Genomic DNA, 20,908 nt, shown 5'->3' on the forward strand with positions numbered 1-20,908 from the left:
GGTGGGCGAGGTGGTGGCGGTCGACTCGACGTCGGCGCCGCCGCCGCCCAGCGCGGCGGCCACGCCGGCCACGTCGGACTTGGAGGAGGAGCGGACCCGGCTGCGGATGGTGATCGAGGCGGCGTTCGAGACGGTGCCCGTCATCGACGTGGTCGTCGAGCCGCCGACCGTGGCGGTCCCGTCGATCACGCCGACGCCGGCCACCAGGCCCAGGCCCACCGCGAAGCCGTCGGCGAAGGCCCGCTGGTGCACGAGGCTCTCGATCACCAGGTTGCCGGTGACGTTGACCGTCTTGCCGCCGACGCTGGTCGTGACGGTGGACGAGTCGGTCGAGGTCACGACGCCGCCCGCCACGCCGGCGACGAGCGAGCCGGACCCGAGCTTGACGCCCGAGGACGCCTGCTCGGTGTACCCGGGCGGCAGGTCGGGGTTGCCGGCCGAGTCGGTGTTCAGCCGCGAGCGGAACGTCACGTGGCGGCCGGTGAGCGAGCCCGTGCCGGTCGTGAACGCCGACACGGTGGGCGACAGCGTGGCGGTGGCCCCCGCCGACCCGGCGGCGAACAGACCGCCGGCGCTGACCCCGCTGCCGAAGGCCTTGGCCGCGGCACGGGAGATGGCGGTGAAGGCGGCGTCGAACGAGCCCGTCGCCACGCTGGCCTTGTTCCCGACGTAGGACTTCGTCTGAGGCGACGCGGTGGCGGTCGTCGTCACCTTGGCCGCGTCGCCGAGGATGCCGACGCTCACGAAGTCGGCCGTGGCCGAGACCCGCGAGAGGGTCGTGGCCGTGGCGACGACGCCGGACGCACCCGTGGTTGTGACGCTGGCGGCGTTCGCCCCGCCCGCCTCGGAGCCGACCCGGGTGACGGTGGCGGTGGTATCGGAGGAGGAGACCGTGCTGCCGCCGATGCTCAGGCCGCTCACGCCGACGAAGGACGAGGTGGCCGTCGGCGTCTGGGTCCCGTTGGCCACGAGCGACAGCGAGCCGGCGGTGACGGTGGACCCGTCCCCGACGGAGGCGTTGACGGAGCCGGCCGTGCTCGCCGCCACCGCCATGAGGTTGACCTGGACGCCGCCGACGCTGACGGCCGCCGTCGTCGCCGTCGACGTCGCCACACCGGTGGCGTTGAGGCTGGCCGCGCCCCCGCCGAGCGACACGGTGGCGTTGTCGCCCACGACGGCGCTGGTCGTCTGGGTCAGCGTGGCGGTCGTCTGGGAGCCGCTGCCGCCGGCGAGGGAGACGCCGACGAAGTTGGTCTCCGCCCTCGACGTGGCGTTCCCGGTGGCGTTGGCGGTGAGCGACCCGGCGGAGAGCGAGCCACCGTCGGCCACCCCGGCGATCGTGGTCCCGCCCAGGGTGGCCTTGACGTCCATCACGGTGATGCTCAGCCCGCTCACCGAGACGTTGGCGTTCTCGGCGGTCGCCCACGTGTTCGAGGTGGCGGTCAGCGAGGCCGCCCCCGTGAGGGTGGTGGTGCCGGCGATCGTGGCCTGCGTCGTCTGGGTGACGTTGGCCGCGATGACGGCGCCGTTGCCGCCGAGGAGGGTGACGCCCACGAAGGTGGCGGAGGCGTCCACGTGGCCGGCCGAGCTGTTGTTCGACGTGGCGGTGGCCGTGAGCGAGGAGGCGGTGAGGCTGGTGCCCGAGGTGCTGCCCACCTTGGTGGTGCCGCCCAGCGTCGACTTCACGAACTGGGCGGCGCCCGCCACCACACCCACGTTCACCCCGGTGGTGTCGGCCGTCGGCGTGGAGGTGGAGGTGGCGGTGAAGGTGGCGGCGCCGCTGAGCGTCACGACGGCGCCGCTGCGCAGCCCGGCGTCGGTGGTCTGGCTGATCTTGGCCTCGGTGGTGGAGACGGTGAAGGTGCCGGCGGCCACGGCCACGGTGGTGGACTCCGGCGTGGCGGTGTTGGTGGACGTCGCCGTGAGCCCGAGGGTGGTGGCGCCCAGCGTGCCGGCCACGTAGGCCTCCGTGGTGCCGGCGGCGTCGGCCTCGCTCAGGACCACCGAGCCGCCCACCGCCGTCACGCTGACGCCGAGGAGCGTGCTCGTGGCGTCATTGACCGGCGTGGTGGCGGTGAACGAGGCGGCGCCGGTCAGGGTCGCCTCGCTGCCGGCGGCCATGAAGGCGGACGCCGCGCCGTTGGTCGACGCCTTGGAGCTGGCGCCGGCGCCGGTCACCGCGCCGACCCCGACCACGTCGGCGTCGGCGTCGGCGTCGCGGTTCGACGTGGCGGAGCCGGTCAGGCTGGTCGCGGTCAGCTTCGCCCCGCCGCCGAGGTAGGCGCGGGCAGCGGCGCCGACCGTGGCCTCGACGAGCACGACCGAGACGGCGAGGGCGCCGACGCCGACGCTCAACATGTCGGAGTTCGCCGTGGCCGTCGAGGTGGCGGTGAGGGTGGCGGCGCCGGTGAGGGTGACCGTGGTGGTCGGCGTCGCCGCCGGCACGTTGCCGGTGCGGGCGCCCACGAACGCCTCCGTGTCGCCCGACGCGCTGGCCTCGGACGTGCCGCCGGTGCCCGTGATGGCGCCGACGCCGATGGGCGTGACCTCGCTGGTGGCGGTCTCGGTGGCGGTGGCCGTCACGTCGAGGGTGGTGGCCGTCACCGTGGCGCCCTCGCCCACGTAGGCCAGCGTCGCCTGGGTGATCGCGGCGTCCGAGGTGAAGGCGGCGATCGACACGCCGCCGATGGCGCCGCCCTTGGCGCTGGAGTCGGCGGTGGAGGTGGAGACGGCGTCGATGTCGACCGTGCCCGTGAAGGCGAGCGAGGTGGTGCCGGAGGGCACGGCGCCGGCCCGGGCGCCGACGAAGGCCTCGGTGACCCGCGAGATGGTGCTCTCGGTCCCACCGGCGGCGCCGCCGCCGCCGAGGCCGAAGCCCACGCTCACCACCGAGGCGTCGGTGGTGTGGTAGCCCTCGGCCTTCACCTGGAGGCTGGGGGCGGTGACGGACGTCGTGCCGCCGCTCACGTAGGCCAGCGTGCTGCCGCCCACCGAGGCGTCGGCGAACATGACGGCCACGCCCACGGCTGTGCCCACGGCGGCGCCGTCGCCGGAGGCGGTGGCGGTGAGCGTGGAGATGGCGTGGACCTTCACGGCGCCCGCGGCGGTGAGGGCGGAGCTGCCGGCGTAGGCCTGGGTGGTGCTGGCGATGTCGGTGGTGGAGCTGGCGCCGGCCCCGGAGAAGCCGACCGGCGCCACGCTCACGGCCACGGCCACTGCGGTGGCAGTGGGCGACTGGGTGGAGGTGGCCTCGATGGTGATGCCGCCTCCGTTGGCCGTGGCCGTGGACCCGGTGACGGAGGCCGACGTGGTGCTGGTGATCTGGTTGTCGGTGTAGGAGACGCCGGCGGCCACGCCGACGAAGCCGACGCTGAACGCCACGGCCACGACGGTGGCCGTGATGGACGAGGTGTCGGTCGCCGTCACGTCGACGGTCGTGGCCGCCGTCACCGTGCTGCCGGCGGAGACGCGGGCCGTGGCGTTGGTCGCGATGGTGTTGGTGGCCACGGCGGCGCTGGCGGCGGCCGAGATCGAGGCCGGCGACACCGAGATGCTGAGGGCGGCGGCCACCGGCGTGGCCGTGATGGTGGACGACTCGGTGGTGGTGACCGCCACCTTCCCACCCGTCGAGGTGACGGTGGAGCCGTCGATGGCGGCGGTGGTCGCGCTGGTGACGTCGTTGAGGGCGGTGGCCGAGCCGAGGGAGGCCGCCCCGCTGCCGCCCAGCGACACCGACACGGTGAGGGCGGCGGCGATGGCGTTGGAGGTGATGGTGGCGGTGTCGGTGGCTGTGACGGAGACGTCGCTCGCGGCGGTGACGCCCCGGCCGGCCGACGCCAGGCTGTTGGCGATCGACGCCGTGGCGCTGGTGGAGATGGTGTTGATCGTCTGGGCGCCGGCCAGGGCGGCCGCGCCGGCCGCGGCCGCGCCCACGGCGACGGCCACGCCGATGCCGGTGGCGGTCGTGCTGATCGTCGGTGTGGTGGAGGCCGACACGGTGACAGCGCCGGTGGCGGTCACCTTGGAGCTGTCGACGGTGGCCAGGACGACGTCGCCGATGTCGTTGGTGGACACGGAGTCCGACACGGCCACGCCGCCGGCGAAGCCCGCGGCGGCGGAGATGGCCAGGGACACGGCGGTCACGGTGGTGGTGTCGGTGGCGGTGTCGGAGGCCGTGACGGTGACGTCGCCGCCCGAGACGGTCGAGCCGCCGGCGATGGAGGCGGTGACCACGGCGTCGGTGGTGTTGGTCGCCACGGCCACCGCGCCGGCCACGCTGATCGAGATGGCGCTGACGGCCACGCTGATCGAGGCCGACACCGGCGTGGCCGTGATCGACGAGGTCTCCGACGCCCCGACGGAGACGTCTCCGCCCGTCGAGGTGACGGTCGACCCCAGGATCTTCGCCGCCGTGGCGCTGGTGATGTTGTTGACGGCGACGGCCCCACCGATGGCGACGGCGACGCCGGCCGCGCCGCCGACGCCCACGCTGAGGCTGGCCACGATCGGGGTGGACGTGATGGTGGCGAGGTCGCTGGCACCGACCGTCACCGCCCCGCCGGCGGTGACCGTGGCGTTGTTCTGCACGAGCGCCTGAGCCGTCGTCCCGATCGTATTGGTGGTGGCGGCGCCCCCGAGGGCGACCGCACCGGCCACCGCCGCGGAGGCCGCGACGGCGACGGCGATGCCGACCGTGGTGGCGGTGATGGTCTGGGTCGTGTCGGCGTCCACCGTCACCGTGCCCGAGGCGGTGACCGTGGCGTCGTCGATCTTCGCCGTCACGGTGTCGGTGACGGTGTTGGTGGCGATGGAGGCGCTGACCGCTGCGCCGCCCGAGAAGCCGGGGGCGACGGAGACGGCGACGCTCACTGCGGTGGCCGTCGTCTTGATCTTCGCCGTGTCGGCGGCCGTGACGCTCACGTTGTCGCCGTCGACCACCGAGGTGGCGCCGACGACCGACGCCTCGACCGCGTTCGAGATGGTGTTGGTCCCCACCGACGCGGCGCCCGCCACCGCGATGGACACGGCGGTCACGCTCACGGCCGCCGCGATGGACGCCGCCACGGGGGTCGCCGTGATGGTCGAGCTCTCCGTGCCGGTGACGCCGACGTCGCCGCTGTCCGAGGTCACGGACGAGTAGGCGACCTTGGCCCTGACCGTGTTGCCCACGGTGTTGACGGCGACCGCGCCACCCAGCGAGACGGCGACGCCGGCGCCGCCACCGAGGTCGACGCCCACGCTGATGCTGGCCACGATCGGGTTGGAGGTGATGACCGAGCCGTCGGCGGCGGAGACGAGGACGTTGCCGCTGCCCGTGGCGGTGAGAGTCGAGACGCCCTGCACCAGGGCTTCCGCCGTGGTGTTGACGGCGTTCGTGGTCGCGGCTCCGCCCAGGGCGACGGCGCCCGCCACGGCGCCGGCGGCCACGGCCACGGCCACGCCGACCGTGGTGGCCGTGATGGTGGGCGTGGTGCTCGCCGACACGGTGACGCCTCCGGTGGCCGTCACCGTCGAGCCGTCGACCTTGGCCGTGGCCCGGTCGTCGACGTCGTTGACGGCCACTGCGGCGCTGAGACTCACACCGCCGGCGAAGGCGGCGGCGGCGGCCACCGACACGGTGACGGCGGTGGCGACGGTCTTGATGGTGGCGGTGTCGGTGGCGGTGACCGAGACGTCGGCGCCGCTGACCGTGCTGGCGCCGACGACCGACGCCTCGGCCGTGTCGGCCACGGTGTTCGTGGCCGACGAGACGGCGCCGGCCACCGACACCGAGATGGCGGAGACGGCCACGCTGATCGAGGCGGACACCGGCGTCGCCATGATGGTCGAGCTCTCGGTGGCGGTGACGGTGACGTTGCCTCCCGTCGAGGTGACCGCGGAGCCGTCGACCGACGCCCTGGCCGTGTTGGTGACCGTGTTCACGGCCACCGCGCCGCCCAGCGACACGGCCACGCCGGCACCGCCGCTGAGGGCGACGCTGAGGCTGGCCACCACCGGGTTGGAGGTGATGGTGGCGGTGTCGGTGGCGGTCACCGACACGGGGCCGGACGCCGTCACCGACGAGCCGTTGCGCACCAGCGCCTCGGCGGTGGTCCCGATGGTGTTGGTGGTGGCGGCCCCGCCCAGGGCGGCGGCCCCGGCGAAGGTGGCGTCGGCGGCGATGGCCACGGCCACGCCCACGGCGAGGGCGGTGATGGTGGGGGTGGTGGACGCCGAGACGGTGACGGAGCCGGACGCGTTGACGGTGGCGTCGTCGATGGCGGCGGTGACCGACCCGGTGACGGTGTTGACGGCCACCGACGCGCTGACGGACACGCCCAGGCTGAAGCTGGCACCGGCGGCCACCGAAACGGTGACGGCCACGGCCGCCGTCTCGATGGTGGAGGTGTCGCTGCCCGACACCGACACGTTGCCGGCGCTCACGAAGCTGCCGCCGGCGATGGTGGCCGAGACCATGTTGTCGATGGTGTTGGTGGCCACGGTGCCGGCACCGGCGGCGGCGACCGAGAGGGCGGACACGGCCACGCTGATCGAGGCGGCGACCGGCGTGGCGAGGATGGACGACGTCTCGGTGGCGGTGACGAACACGTCGTCGCCCGTGGCCGTGACGCTGGAGCCGTCGATGGTGGCCGTCGCCGTGTCGGTGATCGTGTTGACGGCCACGGCGCCGCCCAGCGAGACGGCCACGCCGGGCCCGCCGCTCACCGCGACGCTGAGGCTGGCCACGGTCGGCGTGGCGGTGATGGTGGCCGAATCGGTGGCGGTGACCGAGACGTCGCCACCGGCGACCACGCCGCGGCCGTCGGCCACGGCGCTGTCGAGGATCGACGCCGAGGCCGACGTCGAGATGGTGTTGGTGGCCGCCGCCCCGCCCAGGGCCACGGCGCCCGCCGCGCCGCCCGAGCCGGCCACGGCCACGGCCACGCCGACGGGGGTGGCCGTGATGGTCGGTGTGGTGGAGGCCGACACGACGACGGCGTCGGCGGCGGTGACCTTGGAGCGCTCGACGCGGGCGCTGACCGTGTCGCTGATCTCGTTGACGGCGACGGACACGGCCACCGTGCCGCCCAGGGCGAAGCCGGGGCTGGCCGAGGCCGCCACCGAGACGGCGACCGTCGTGGCGGTGATCGTGGCCGAGTCGGTGGCCTCGACGGTCACGTCGGTACCCGACACGGTGGCGTCGGCGACGACGGCGGAGACGGCCGTGCTGGTGGTGTTGGTCGCCGCGGTGGCCGCCACCGACAGCGCCACCGAGACGGCGGCCACGTCGGCGGCCACGCCGATCGACGCCGCCGTGGCGGTGGCGGTGATGGCGGACGACTCGTCAGCCTCCACCACCACGTCGGCGCCGGTGGAGGTGACCGTGGCGTCGGAGACCAGGGCGCCCACGGCGCTCGAGACGTCGTTGACGGCCACCGCCGCGCCGAGGCTCACGGCGACGGCGCCGCCCCCGCCGATGGCCGCGCTCAGGCTGGCGACCGTCGGCGTGGCGGTGATGGTGGCGGCGTCGGTGGCCGTGACCGAGACGTCGCTGCCGGCGCTGACGCCCCGGCCGTCGGCCACCGTGCTGTCGACGACGGACGCCGAGGCGGTGGTGGCCATGGTGTTGGTGGCGACGGCCCCGCCCAGGGCCACGGCGCCGGTGACGCCGCCCGAGCCGGCCACGGCGACGGCGACGCCGACCGGAGTGGCGGTGATCGTCGGCGTCGTCGATGCCGACACGGTGACGGCGTCGGTGGCGGTCACCTTGGTGCGCTCGACCTCGGCGCCGACGGTGTCGCTGATGGCGTTGACCGCCACCGACACGGCGAGCGAGCCGGCCAGGGCGAAGCCGGGAGCGGCCGAGGCCGAGACCGACACCGCCACGGTCACGGCGTTGATGGTGGCGGAGTCGGTGGCGGACACCGTCACGTCGTCGGCGGAGAGGATCGTGGAGTCGACGGCCGTGGCGGACACCGCGGTGGTGGTGGTGTTGGTGGCCGAGGTGGCGGCACCGGACAGCGCCACCGAGGCGGCGGAGATGCCGGCGGCCACGCTCACCGAGGCCGCCGTGGCGGTGGCCGTGATCGTCGAGGACTCGGAGGCGCTGACGGTGACGCTGCCGGTGGTGGACGTGAGCGTCGAGCCGGCGACCAGCGCGCTGACCGTGTTGGCGACGGTGTTGACCGCCACCGCCGCCCCGAGGCTGATGGCCACGGCGACGTCGCCGATCGCCACGCTGAGGCTGGCGACGGTGGGCGTCGCGGTGATCGTGGAGGTGTCCGTGGCGCTGACGGTGATGGACGCCGCCGTGATCGTGCTCGGGTTCACCAGGGCGGCGACCGTCATGGTGACGGTGTTCGTGGTCGCCGCGCCGCCGAGGGCCAGGGCACCGGCACCGCCGCTGCCCGAGCCGGCGATGGCGATGGCCACGCCGACGGCGGTGGCGACGACCTCGGCGGTGCTCGAGGCGGAGACGGTGACCGCACCGGTGGCCGTGACGGTGGAGGACTGGACGGCGGCGGTGACCGAGTCGGTGATCTCGTTGACGGCCACGGACACCGCGGCGGCGGCGGCGAAGGCCAGGCCGGAGGGCGCGACCGACGCCGAGACGGCCACGCCCACCGCGGTGGCGGTGATCTTCGCCGAGTCGGTGGCCGTGACGGCCACGTCCGCCCCCGTGACCGTGCTGGCGTTGCGCACCCGCGCCTCGACGGTGTTGCCGATCGTGTTGGTGGCGACGGGAACGGCGGCGGAGACCGTGACGGCGGCGACCTGGAGGCCGACGCCCACCGCCACCGACGCCGCCGTCGGCGTGGCGGTGATGGCCGCCGCCTCGGTGGCCGACACCGCCACGTCGCCGCCGGCGTTCACGGTCGACCCGTCGACGACGGCGCTGACCGTGTTGGCGATCTCGTTGACGGCCACGGCGCCGCTGATGGCCAGGCCGACCGCCGTGCTGCCGACCGACACGGCGAGGCTGGCGGCCACCGGCGTGGCGTCGATGAACGAGCCGTCGGTCGCCGAGACCGTCACCGTCGACCCCGACACCGAGCTGCCGGTGACGAGGGCCGAGACGGTGTCGTCGATCGTGTTGCGGGCGAACGCGCCGCCCAGGGCGACGCCGGCGCTGGCGCCGTTCTGCGACCAGGCGCCCGACACGGCCACGCCCACGGCGACCGAGTCGATGTTCGCCGTCTCCGAGGCGGTGACGGCGACGGCGCCGCCGGCCGTGATGGTCGAGCCGGTGACGGTGGCGGACACGGAGTTGGTGATGTCGTCGATCGCCACCGAGGCGCCGACGGCACCGGCCACGCCCACGTCGCCGGTGGCGAGGGCGAGGGCCACGGCGGTGACGGTGGCCGAGATGGTGGAGCCGTCCGAGGCGGAGACGGTGACGCCGCCGGGAGTGACCGCCGTGGTGCCGGTGATCGAGGCCGAGACGGTGTTGTCGACCTTGTTGATGGCCACCGCGCCGCTGCCGGCCAGGGCGAAGCCGGCGGTGGTGCCGCTGGACAGGGCGCCGCCGATGGAGACGGCCGAGGCGGTGATCGACGAGGTGGAGGTGGCGGTCACGCTGACCCCGCCGGCGCCGGCCACGACCGACGGGACGGCCACCGACGCCGTGACGGTGTTGGCGATGGTGTTGGAGCCGACGCCGGCCGAGCCGGCCACCGAGGCGCTGACGTCGGAGCCGTTGGAGCCGACCAGGGCGCCCGCCACCATGACGGCGTCGATGTCCGAGGTGTCCGAGGCGGCGACGGTGACGGCGCCGGCGGAGGCGATCGAGCTGTTGTCCCGGACCAGGGCCTCGACCGTGTTGGCCACCGTGTTGACGGCCACGGCGGCGGCCAGGCCGAAGGCCAGCGAGCCACCGCCGCCGCTGTTCGAGGCACCCACGGCACCGGCGAAGGCGGTGCTGGAGACGGTGGCGCCGGACGTGGCCGTCACCGACACGGAGCCCGTCTTCGCCGCCGTCGTCCCGAGGGGCGAGGCGTCGACGATGGCCCGGACGGTGTTGGTGACGGAGGCGACGACGACCCCGGCGCCGATGGCGGCGCCGCCGCCGAAGCCCTGGCCGCCGTTGGCGATCTGGATGGCGATCGCCCCGGCTGTGGCGCTGGTCGAGGAGGCGTCGGAAGCGGCGACGGTCACGGGGCCCGCCGTGGTGATGGCACCGGACTGGATGACGGCCGTGGTGGTGTTGGCGACCGTGTTCGAGATGCCCGAGCCGGCACCGGCCAGGCCGGCCGTGGAGCCCTGGCCCGTGCTCACCGAGCCGGCGATGCCGATGGCGACGGCCGACACGGTGGCGGTGGAGGACGAGGTGACCGACACGCCGGCGGCGGCCGTGACGGGCGAGTCGGTGACGGCGGCGGTGACGACATCGGCCACGTCGTTGACCACCACGGCGGCACCGACGGTGACCGACCCGCCGAAGCCGCTGCCGGTGACGTTCAGCGAGGCGGCCAGCCCGCCGGCGTCGGCGTCGATGTCGGACTCGTCGACGGCGGCGACGGTGACCGCCCCGCCGGTGGTGGTGACGGGCGAGTCGGTGATCAGAGCCTCGACGGTCAGGCGGACGGTGTTGCCGGAGCCGGCCCCGGCGCCGGTGCCCCCGATGCCGCCCTGCTGGCTCTGCGAGAAGCTGCCCGTACCGGCCAGGCTCAGGGCGTCGACGGTGGCGCGGGCCGTCGCCGTCACGGTGACCGACTGGGCCTGGACGGCGGGCACCGAGGTGATGGCCGCCTGCACCGTGCGGGTGATCGAGTTCGACGAGGCCGAGATGGCGACCGATACGTTGAACACGCCGCCCTGGCTCTTGCTCACGGCCAGCGTGGCGGCGCCGGCGTCGGCCGTGATGGTCGACTCGTCGAGGGCGGTGATGGCGAGCGCGCCGCCCACGCTGAGCACCGGGGTGGCCGTGACGAGGGCGACGGTGGAGCCGGTGACGGTGTTGCCCGAGCCGGAGCCGGCACCGGTGAAGTTGATCCCGCCGCCCTGGCTGGTGCTGGTGACGGTGCCGGCGATGCCGAAGGTGAAGGCGTCGATGGTGGCGTCGGACGTGGCGGAGACCGTGAGGTTCCCGCCGACGGTGACCGACGCCGAGGCGACGGTGGCGAGCACGTCGGCGTTGATCTCGTTGACGGCGAGCGCGGCACCGACCGTGACGTCGGCGCCACCGCTCTGGCGGGATGACAGCCCGACGGCGGCCCCGCCGGCGTCGGCGTTGATCGTGGAGGTGTCGGAGGCCGACACGGCGGCGTCGCCGGTGACGTTCACGACGGCACCCGTGCGGACGGCGGCCTCGACGTCGCTGTCGACCGTGTTCTTGGAGGCGGCGCCGGCGCCGGCCAGGGAGAACCCGGACCCGCCGCCGCTGCCGCCATGCGTCGCCGTGAGCCCGCCGGCGAACGTGAGGGCGTCGATGGTGGCGTTGGCCGTGGCCGAGACGGTGGCCCCGGCGGCGGTGACGGTGCTCGACTCGACGGTCGCCGTGGTCTCGGTGTCGACGCCGTTGAACGCGATGGACGCACCGAGGGCGACGGCGCCGGGTGGGCCCTTGTTCAGCACCACGGCGACGGCGCCGGCGTCGACCTTGATCGACGCGTCGTTCACGGCCGTCACCGACAGGTCCCCGCCGGCGACCACCGTGGCCCCCGAGACGGACGCCTTGGTGCGGTTGGCGATGCCGTTGGCGCCGCCGCTGCCGGCACCGGCGAACGAAACGCCGCCGCTGCCACCGCCGCCGCTGCCGCCGCCGGTCGAAGCGCTGCCGGCGATGCCGAGGGCCAGCACGGCGATGGCGGCCAGGGAGGACGCCTGCACCGACACCAGCGAACCGGCCAGGACCGAGGTGCCCGGCTCGATGGAGGCGAAGACGTCGTTGGCCACGTCGTTGAAGCCGAGGCCGGCCGCCACGGTGAGGCTGTTGCCGCTGCCCGACGTCTTAACGGCGACCGCGGCGGCCGCCGTGTCGGCGTCGATCGTGGAGGTGTCGGTGGCCGTGATGGACACCGAGCCGGCGGTGGCCGTGACCGACGACGTGCCCCGCACGGCGGCCCGCACGACGTTGGCGACGCTGTTGACGGTGACGGCGCCGGCGCCCACGGCCGAGAACCGGCCGTTGCCCGAGCCGCTGCTGTTGGTCTGCACGGCACCCGCCCCGGCCACCGCCAGGGCGTCGATGGTGGAGGAGGAGGTAGCCGAGATGGCGACGTCCTGGGCTGCCGTCACCGTGGAGTCGTCCACCAGCGCCTCGACGGTGTTGGCCACGTCGTTGATGGCGACGGAGGCGCCGAAGGCCAGCGTGTTGCCGCTTGTGACGGCCACGGCGGCGGCACCGGCGTCGGCCGTGACCACGGTGGCGTCGGAGGCGGCGACGGTGACCGAACCGCCGGCGCTCACGTCCGAGCCGTCGAGCCCGGCGCGGGCGGTGTTGGCCACGCCGTTGAAGACCACGCTGCCGGCCAGGTCGAAGCTCCAGGGCGTGCCGCCGCTGCGCTGCTGGCTCCCGGAGATGGTGGCGGCCAGGCCGATGGCCAAGGCGTAGACGTCGGCCTCGGTGCCGGCCTCGATCACCACGTCGCCGGCCGCGTCGACGTCCGACCCCACCACGGTGGCCTCGGCGTCGCCGTCGGTGGTGTTGACGGCGATGGCGGCGCCCACGTTCACGCTGCTGCCGCTCGGGAACAGCACGAGGGTGGCGACGCCGGCGATGGCGTCGATCTCGCTGCTGTCGGACGCCGACACCTTCACCTGGCCGGCGGCGGAGACGCCGTTCGGGGCGGCCGCGTTGGTGATCCGGGCGGACACGTCGTTGTCGATCTCGTTCTTGGTGACGGCCCCGGCGCCGTTGAAGGCGATCGAGCCGCCGCCGCTGGAGCTCTGCGTCCCGTTGGTGGCGGCGCCGGCGATGGCGAGGGAGAAGATGGTCGCCGACTCCAGGCCCTCGACGAGCACGTCGCCGCCGGCGGCCACGTCGGACGAGTCGACGAGGGCGTTCACGTCGTTGGCGATGGAGTTGATGGCCACCGAGGCGCCCAGGGTCACGGCCGTTCCGCCGGTCCGGGCCAGGGCGGCGGCGCCGGCGTCGGCGTCGATGTCGGAGGTGTCGGACGCCCGGACGGTGACGTCCCCGGTGCCGCCGGTGAGCACCGTGGAGCCGGTCCGCACGATGGCCTCCACCACGGTGGCGATCGAGTTGCCGCTCCCGGCGCCCGCACCGGTGAAGTTGAACCCACCGCCGCTGCTGCCCCCGCCGCCGGAGGAGAGGGCGCCGCCGATGGCGATGGTGAGGGCGAAGATCCCGGCGTCCTCGGTGGCGAGGACGTCGACGGCCCCGGTGGCGGCCAGCGAGGACGCCTCGACCAGGGCGCGGACCACGTTGTCGACGTCGTTGAAGGCGAGGGCCACGCCGAGGCTGAACCCGTTGGCCGCCTGCCCCGAGCCGCTGGCCTGGGTCAGGGACAGGGCGCCGGCGATGGCCTCGATACGGGTGGTGTCGTCCGCCTTCACGGTGATCGAGGCCGCCCTCAGGCTGCTGGCGTTGCCCACCGAGGCGGTGGTGGTGGCGACCACCTCGTTGAGCGACCACGTGCCGGCCGCGGCGCCGACGAACGGGCCGCCGCTGCCGCCGCTGCTCGAGGCCAGCGACGCCGCCCCGCCGATGGTCAGGGCGAAGATCGAGAGGTCCGAGACGGCCTGGACGTCGAGGTCGCCGGCGACGACGAGGTCGGTGTCGTCCACCAGCGCCGACACCGCGGCCGAGATGTCGTTGAAGGCGAAGGAGATGCCGAAGGACAGCGACGTCCCGCCCTTGGTGCCGCCGGCCACCCGGGCGATGGACACGCCGCCGCTGTCGGCGGTGACGTCCGAGGAGTCGGTCGCCCGCACGAGGACGCCGCCGCCGTCGGTCGTCGTGACGGCGCCGCCCACGACCTCGGCCTTCACGACCGACGTGATGTGGTTCACCGAGCCGGCCGCCGCCCCGGCCAGGGCGAACGGGGCGCCGCCGCTGCCGCTGCCGCCGGAGGCGCTCTGCGACTCGTTCACCAGCGCACCGGCCACCGCGATGATCAGGATCTCGGCCGCCGAGCTGGCCACGACTTTCACGTCGCCGGCGGCGTCGACCGTCGTGTTCACGAGGTGGGCGACCACCGTCTGGGAGAGCGTGGTGATGGCGGCGGAGGCGCCGACCGAGGCGTCGATGCTGTTGGCGCCGCCGCCGCCCTGGCCCGGGTTCTGGTTCTGGCCGTTCTGCTGCGTCTGGTCCCGCAGGTTGACGGCGAAGGCGCCGGCGATCACCAGCAGCTCGCTGAAGTCGGCGTCGGAGGCGTAGGCGGCCCGCACGTCCAGGGCGACGTCCGCCGGGTCGGTGCCGTCGCCGGTGGTGATCGTGGCCCCGTCGACCAGCGCCTCGATGGTGCCGGCCACGTCCAGCCAGGTGATGGAGCCGGCGATGGCGGCCGTGTTGTCGACGTTGGCGCCGGCCGCCGCCACCAGCCGCACCTTGTCGTCGGCGGTGGCGTCGACCACGACCTTCTTGGCGGTCACGGTGCGGGCGCCGATCGTGGCCAGGACGCTGCGGTCGACGTCGAACCAGCCGAAGGCCACGCCCACGCCGATCTTCACGCCGCCGGCGGCCGAGCCGGCGATGATCGTGACGTCGTTGCGGTCCGCGGCGTCGACGGTGAGCGTGCCCCCGATCGTGAGCGGCGACCCGGCGTCGAGGCGGACCTCGACGACCTTGGTGAGGGAGACGGCGGCGGCCGAGCCGGCCAGCCCGAACTCCTCGGCGCCCTTCTCGGAGGCGGCGGCGACGGAGATTCCCTTCACCTCGGATGAGGCCTTGACGGAGACGTCACCCGGGACCGTGCCGTTGACGGTGCCGGCGACGAAGGCTCGCACGGTGACGTCGAAGAGGTTGACGTCGATCCCGGCGCCGAAGCCGAACTTCGTCTGGCGGGCGTAGCCGCCGGCGTCAGACGTGAGCTGGATGACGTCCTTCGCCTCGACCCTGATGCTGTCGGGGTCGGTGATGACCGTGGCGCTCCCGACGCTCGCCTCGGTCGTGTTGGTGACCTGGTTGAGGTTGACCGCTCCGGCCACGGCTGCGGTGCCGCTTGACGGTTGCTGTTGCTGCCCAGCCGGTGGCCCGCGGATGCCGCCCGCCGCGCTGGCCGACGTGGAGATCAGGCGGGTGTCGGTGGTGGCGATGATGCTGACGTTCTGCACGTCGGCGACGGTGACGTCGCCGGTGCGGGCGGTGGTGATCTGGTTCACCACGTTGTTCGTGAAGCTGCCGGCGATGCCCACCGAGGTGTTGGACTGGTTGGCGGGCGGCTGGTTGCCCTGGCTGCTGGTGGTGCTGGAGTTCTTGGTGCTGGCCCGGTCGAGGGCGTAGGGCGCCGAGATGGCCACGATCATGCCGTTGGCTGCCGCCTTGATGCGCAGGTCGCCGCCGATGGTGATGGTGCCGCCGCCGTCGAGGACGGCGTCGGTGACGGTGGCCACGTCGTTCCAGGAGACGACGCCCGAGATGTCCATGCCGCCGGCGCTCTTGGCACCCTGCTGGGTGGTGTTGGTGCTGCTGGCGTTCTGCTGGGTGCCACCGGTGTTGGTGCCGGCCGGCTTCACCTGGCCGCCGAGGGCCTCGCCGGCGATGGCGATGGCGTAGAGGCGGGTGCCGGTAGAGGCGAGGATCACCACGTCACCCGTGGTCGTGACGTTCCCCGCCGGCGTGGCCCCGCCGTTGACGTTCCCCCGGATCGCCCTGGCCGTCGCGTCGACGTCGTTGACGGCGATGGAGATGCCGGCGCCGAGGCTGGTCTCGCCGGTGGCCGGGTCCTTCTGGATGCTGCCGGCGAACACGACGGCGATCACGTCGCTGGTGGCGTCCAGCGTGAGGTGCACGGCGGTGACGGTGGCGCCGTCCTCCAGCACCGCGGTGGCCGCGTTGGTGGCGCCGGAGAGGACGATGGTGCCGGCGATGCCGAAGTCCTTGGCCGCCGCGCCCGCCTCGGCCACCGTGACGGTGAGCGTGCGGGCATCGGCGCTCACCAGCACGTCGCCGCCGGGAGCGGAGAGCGTCGCCCCGTCGTCGACGACGGCGCTGGCCGTATTGGCCTTGGACGTCTTGAGGAAGGTGACGCCCACCGCGCTGCCGTCGCTCTTGGCGCTGATCTGGATCTTGGTGTTCTGGTCCTTGTCGCTGTCGACCGTGCCGAAGAACGAGAGCACCGAGGCGAACCCGCCGAGGTCCACCGTCTCGGAGAGAGCCTGGGCGTCGACGTGGATGCTCGGCCGGCGCACGGCATGGGTCCCGGCGACGGCCGGCAGGTCGGCCGTCTTGAGGTCCAGGCCGGTGCCGCGCCGGGCGAGCTCGCGGGTCCTGGCCAGCTTGACCTTGTCGGCGTCCACCTTGATCACGTAGTAGGTCTCGCCGTCCACCAGGCCGTGGACGGCGGTCGTGGTCGCGTCCTTGCGGTAGGTCACCGCGTCGCCCGTCTCGAACCCGTGGGCCGTGAGAGTGAGCTCGTCGGTGGTCTCGTTGACCGCCGAGGTGCCCGCGAACGTCTTCTGGACCACGGGCCCGGCGGTGACGTCGGCGCCGCTGTCCACGTGGGCGGCGGCGGCGTTGGCGACGGTGAGGAACAGGAAGCTGCCGCCGAAGGCGAACTTCGTCTGCGCCTGCTGTTGGCCACCCGTCCCGGTGTTGCTCTGCTGGGTGGTGGCCGACTCCTTGGCGGCACTGGCCCCCACGTAGGTGTTGGCCTTGCCGCCCGCCACCGCCGAGTTGCGGTCGATGAAGCCCTGGAGGAAGTCGAGCTTGGCGACGGTGTCGGCCAGGTCCTGCTCGAGGTCCGTGGCCGGGTCCTTCGACACGAAGTCCCAGATGTCCTTGATGGCGTCGTACCAGGGATCGTCGTCGATGTCGGGGACGTTGAGGCTGACGTCGAGCAACTTGGCCAGGTCGGCGTCGACGGCCAGGGCCTTGGGCATGGTGGCCTCGGCCACCACGTTGACGTCCTTGGTCGCGGTGACGCTGGCCGCGCCGATGGAGGCGTCGGCGTCGTTGTCGTAGGTGGCGAAGGCGATGCCGCCGGCCAGGGCGGTCTGCCCGCCCGCGCTCGACCCGCCGATGGCGATGGTGGAGAAGGTGTCCTCGGTACGGGCCAGCACGAGCACGACGTCGGCGTTCACCACGGCGCCGTCGGCGATCTCGGCCACGGCGGAGTTGCCGCTGAAGGCCAGCACCAGCGCGGCGGCGAACTCCAGGCTGAGCTGGTTGTTGGCGCCGGTCTGGGGGTTGGTTCCCTGGGCCTGCGACGTCTGCTGGGTGTTCTGGCTGGCCGGGGTCGACTGCTGACCGCCCCGCACCAGCGAGCGGGCCCGGGTCTCGTTCTCCTTGTTCACCGAGCGGGCCTCCACCGTCACCTTGCCGTGGTTCGCCGTGGTGGACGACGTGGTGCCGTCGAGGACGGCCCGGGCGTTGGAGTCGGCCTGGCTGATGGCAATGCCGGCGGCGATCCCCCTGCTGGTCGGCTTGATGACCAGGCTCTCGGTGGCCACCTTGAAGGTGTTCTCGACCGCCGCCCGCACGGTGACGTTGCGCCCGGTGAGGCTGGGCGTGGCCATGGCGATGTCGGCGTTCGAGACCGGGCGTCCGTAGGTGACGGCCAGCGAGGGGCCGCTGGCCTGCTTCTTCGGGGCGGAGGCGTTGGCCGTGGTGCTCTGGTTCTCGACGCCGCCGACCACCCACGTCTTGGCGTCGAGCTCGTTGACGACCCCGGCCAGGATGGCGAGGTCGCCGGTGGCGTTGACGGTGACGGTGCCCTCGAGCACCACCGTGGCCGTGCCCTTGGAGACGGCGACGGTGAAGCCGTAGTCCTCGGCGCTCCAGTTGTCACCGGCGTTGGGCGTCTCCGGCTTGGTCTTCAGGGCCACCGTGTGGAGGAAGACGTCGGAGAGGGCCTTGGCCTCGATGGTGGTGTCGCCGGTCGAGGTGATGGTCACCAGGTCCCGCAGCGTGAGCGTGCTCTCCGAGCGGCCGAACACGCCTTGGGCCCGCACGCCGGAGATGTCGAGCAGCGGGTCCTGGGCGCCGATCAGGTCGAGACCCGACTCGACGAGGCTCGGGATCTCGAACCCGAGGAGGCTCGCCAGCAGGTCGAGGGTGGTGAGCTGCTGGCCCGACTGGAGGATGCGGTGGACCTTGCGCACCTCGACGAACGGGTCGCTGGTCTCGTCGGTCAGGGTGGCCTCGGTCGTGAGGGTGAGCACGGTCGCGGTGAGCGAGTCGATCTGGTACATGCCGTTGTTGGAGCCGGTGCCCAGCACGTAGATCTCGTTGCCGGCGGCGAAGCCCTCGGCCGTCCAGTCGCCCTCCTCGCGGGTGATGGTGCGCCCGGATGCGGCGAAGGTGAGCTTCTTGAAGTCCTTGGCCGCCACCTCGGGGTCGAGGGCCACGATGGGAGGGGCGGTGACCTCGAAGGCCTTGATGGTGACGTCGGTGTCGCCGGTGGTGGGGGACAGCGTCTCCGTGGCGACGATGGTGATCTTGGTGGCCTCGACGGTGAGGACGTGGAACTCGCCGTCGTTGGCCGTGCTCCCGGTGATGCGGACGATCTGGCCCGCCTTGAACCCGTCGTCCACGAAGCTGCCCGAGGCGCGGGTGATGGAGTCAGCCCCGGTGCCGCCGTCCACGAAGTCGACCGTGCCGGTGAAGGTGGCCTTCTCCTCCTCCTCGGCGTCGAAGAGGGTGATGACGTCCAGGTTGATGTCCGCCAGCTTGTGGAGCTGGGAGTCGACGAGGAGGACCACGTTGGCGCCGTGGAGGGTGGCGCCCGCCTTCACCTCCAGGGTCGACACCAGGTCGCTCCCGCTGAAGTCGGTGACGGAGGTCGTGAGGCGCTGGTCGTACACGTTGACGACAGCCAGGCGGAGGTCGCCGTCGACGTTCAGGGTGGAGCCCGCGCCGACGGTGAGGGTGCGGATGGCCTCCAGGTCGAGCTTGACCGTGGCGCCGCCGTCGGTGAGCGACACGCCGTCGTCCACGCTCACCGTGTCCCACTCGCGCGCCTCGACGTCGCCGGCGAAGGCGACCGCGGAGTCGAAGACCAGGGCGTCGGTGTCGTCGTCGGCCGAGTCGGCACCGCCCTTCAGGACGAGCTTGACGGCCAGCGTCCCCACGCCCTTGACGGTGAGCGTGTCGCCCCCGGAGCCGAGGTCGATGGTGAGCGAGCCGCTCGGTGCGGCGAAGGTGTGATCCTCGAACAGGTCGTTCATCGACTCGAGGAGCAGATCGGTGCCGCTGACCTTGAGCTCGACGACGTCGTCGCCGCTGCTGCCGACCAGTGTCAGGTTGGTCGCGTCGCCGATGATCACCGGCTCGAGGCCGGCGTAGGAGAACTCCACGCCGTCGAGCGTCACCACGCCCGAGTCCGGTCCGGTGGCCCGGTAGACGGCGGTCTCGTGGCGCGCGCGGACGTCGAGCACGTCGAAGCCCCGGTCCCCGCCGTCGACGGTGCCGGTGAGGGACCCGCCCTCCTCCACCACGAAGGTGTCCTCGGTGTCGGACGCCCCGACCAGGCGCTCGACGCCGGAGAAGGCGATGAAGCCGACGGCGCCGCGGTCGGGACCGGTGATGCTCCACGTGCTGTCGACGGCCGGGGCCCGGAGGGTGTCCGTGCCCGCGCCGCCGGCGAAGGTGACGCCCACCGTGCCGGCACCGACGGCCACCTCGACGGCGAGGTCGTCGTCGCCGTTGGTGCCGTTCACCAGTATGTCGGAGACCATGGCCAGCGGTCGGGACCGGCCGCCGATCGTCACGTGCCCGTCGGCCGAGAAGACGAGCGTGGCCGGGCCGTCGGACAAGGTGATGTTCCACGGGGCCGGCGCGCCCGGGTTGGTGGCGGGGTCCGCGGTGGCGGCGGTGGTGACCGCCGCCGGCTCCGTCGACGTGGTCGTCGCCAGGTCGCCGGTCGTGGTGGCGGTCGCCGCCGACGGGGTGGGGGCGGCGGCGGTCGTGGTGGGCTTCGGGGCCGGCTCGGTCGTGGTGGGGGCGGTCGTGGTGGGGTCGGTCGTGGTGGTGGGCGACGGCAGCGGCACGACCTCGCCGGGCGGCGGCGTCGGCGCGGCGGCGAGTGGCACGCCGGCGCTGTGCCCGGGTGCCAGCGTCGGGCTCATGACGCCGTCGCCGTGGCCCAGGCCGAGGACGTGGCCGAGCTCGTGGCGCAGCACGGTGGCGAGGTCCATCCGAGACGCGGCGTCCTCGAGGTGCATCACCGACCAGCCGTGGCCGGCGGCCACGGGATCGACGGTGATGGTGGCGCCGGTGGACCGGCCCAGCTCGGCGTCGGCCAGGTCGGCGACGGTGGCGGTGACCGCCGCCAGGTCGGCGTCCGGCCTCGCCGAGAGCCAGTCGCCCTTGGCGGCGGCCAGGGCGGCGTCCAGCGCCGCCTGCGTGAGTGGGCGGGCGTCGGCGGCGGCCGGTGGCGCGGTGGCCGACACGAGCAGTTGGGCGGTCGCCGGCAGGGCGCGACCGACGGGCGGGACGACGCTGGCGGCCAGGGCCAGGGCCAGCGCGAACCGTCGAGCCGCGGCCCGCGTCACGCGGCGGCGTTCCCGGATGGGCGCGCCGTGCCGGCTCCAGCCGGCGCAGCGCGACGCATCCCAGCGCCCACGGCGCGTGTCGTCGAAGCGGACTGCACGGACCTCCCCCTCAAGAGCTGCGACCCTTATAGGCAGCAGGCGGGCCCCGGGATGTCAAGGGTCTTGGTGGAAATTGCCGAAATCGCCTGGTCGTGCCTCTTCGGCGGGGCTGGTCACCGTGATGAGCGCCGGGCAGCATGACCGGAACCCGCCGCCGCGCCGATCTCGACGGTCGGTCGAGCCTTTCGGGGCGGACCCTCGACCTCGACCTGCG

1 protein-coding gene (only partly in view) is annotated in these 20,908 nt (G+C 73.6%); it reads right to left on the reverse strand.

Translation table 11 applies throughout. The annotated features are described in order from the left end of the window. Positions 1-20,595, reverse strand: partial view of a Calx-beta domain-containing protein gene (locus VM242_07230; protein HVM04945.1) — the 5' portion only. It extends 17,199 nt beyond the left edge of the window; the window shows 20,595 of its 37,794 coding nt (coding positions 1-20,595); it begins with the start codon at positions 20,593-20,595; its stop codon lies off the left edge, out of view. Positions 20,596-20,908: the final 313 nt, after the last annotated feature.

The organism is Acidimicrobiales bacterium, from assembly GCA_035540975.1.
In the GTDB taxonomy this organism is placed as follows: domain Bacteria; phylum Actinomycetota; class Acidimicrobiia; order Acidimicrobiales.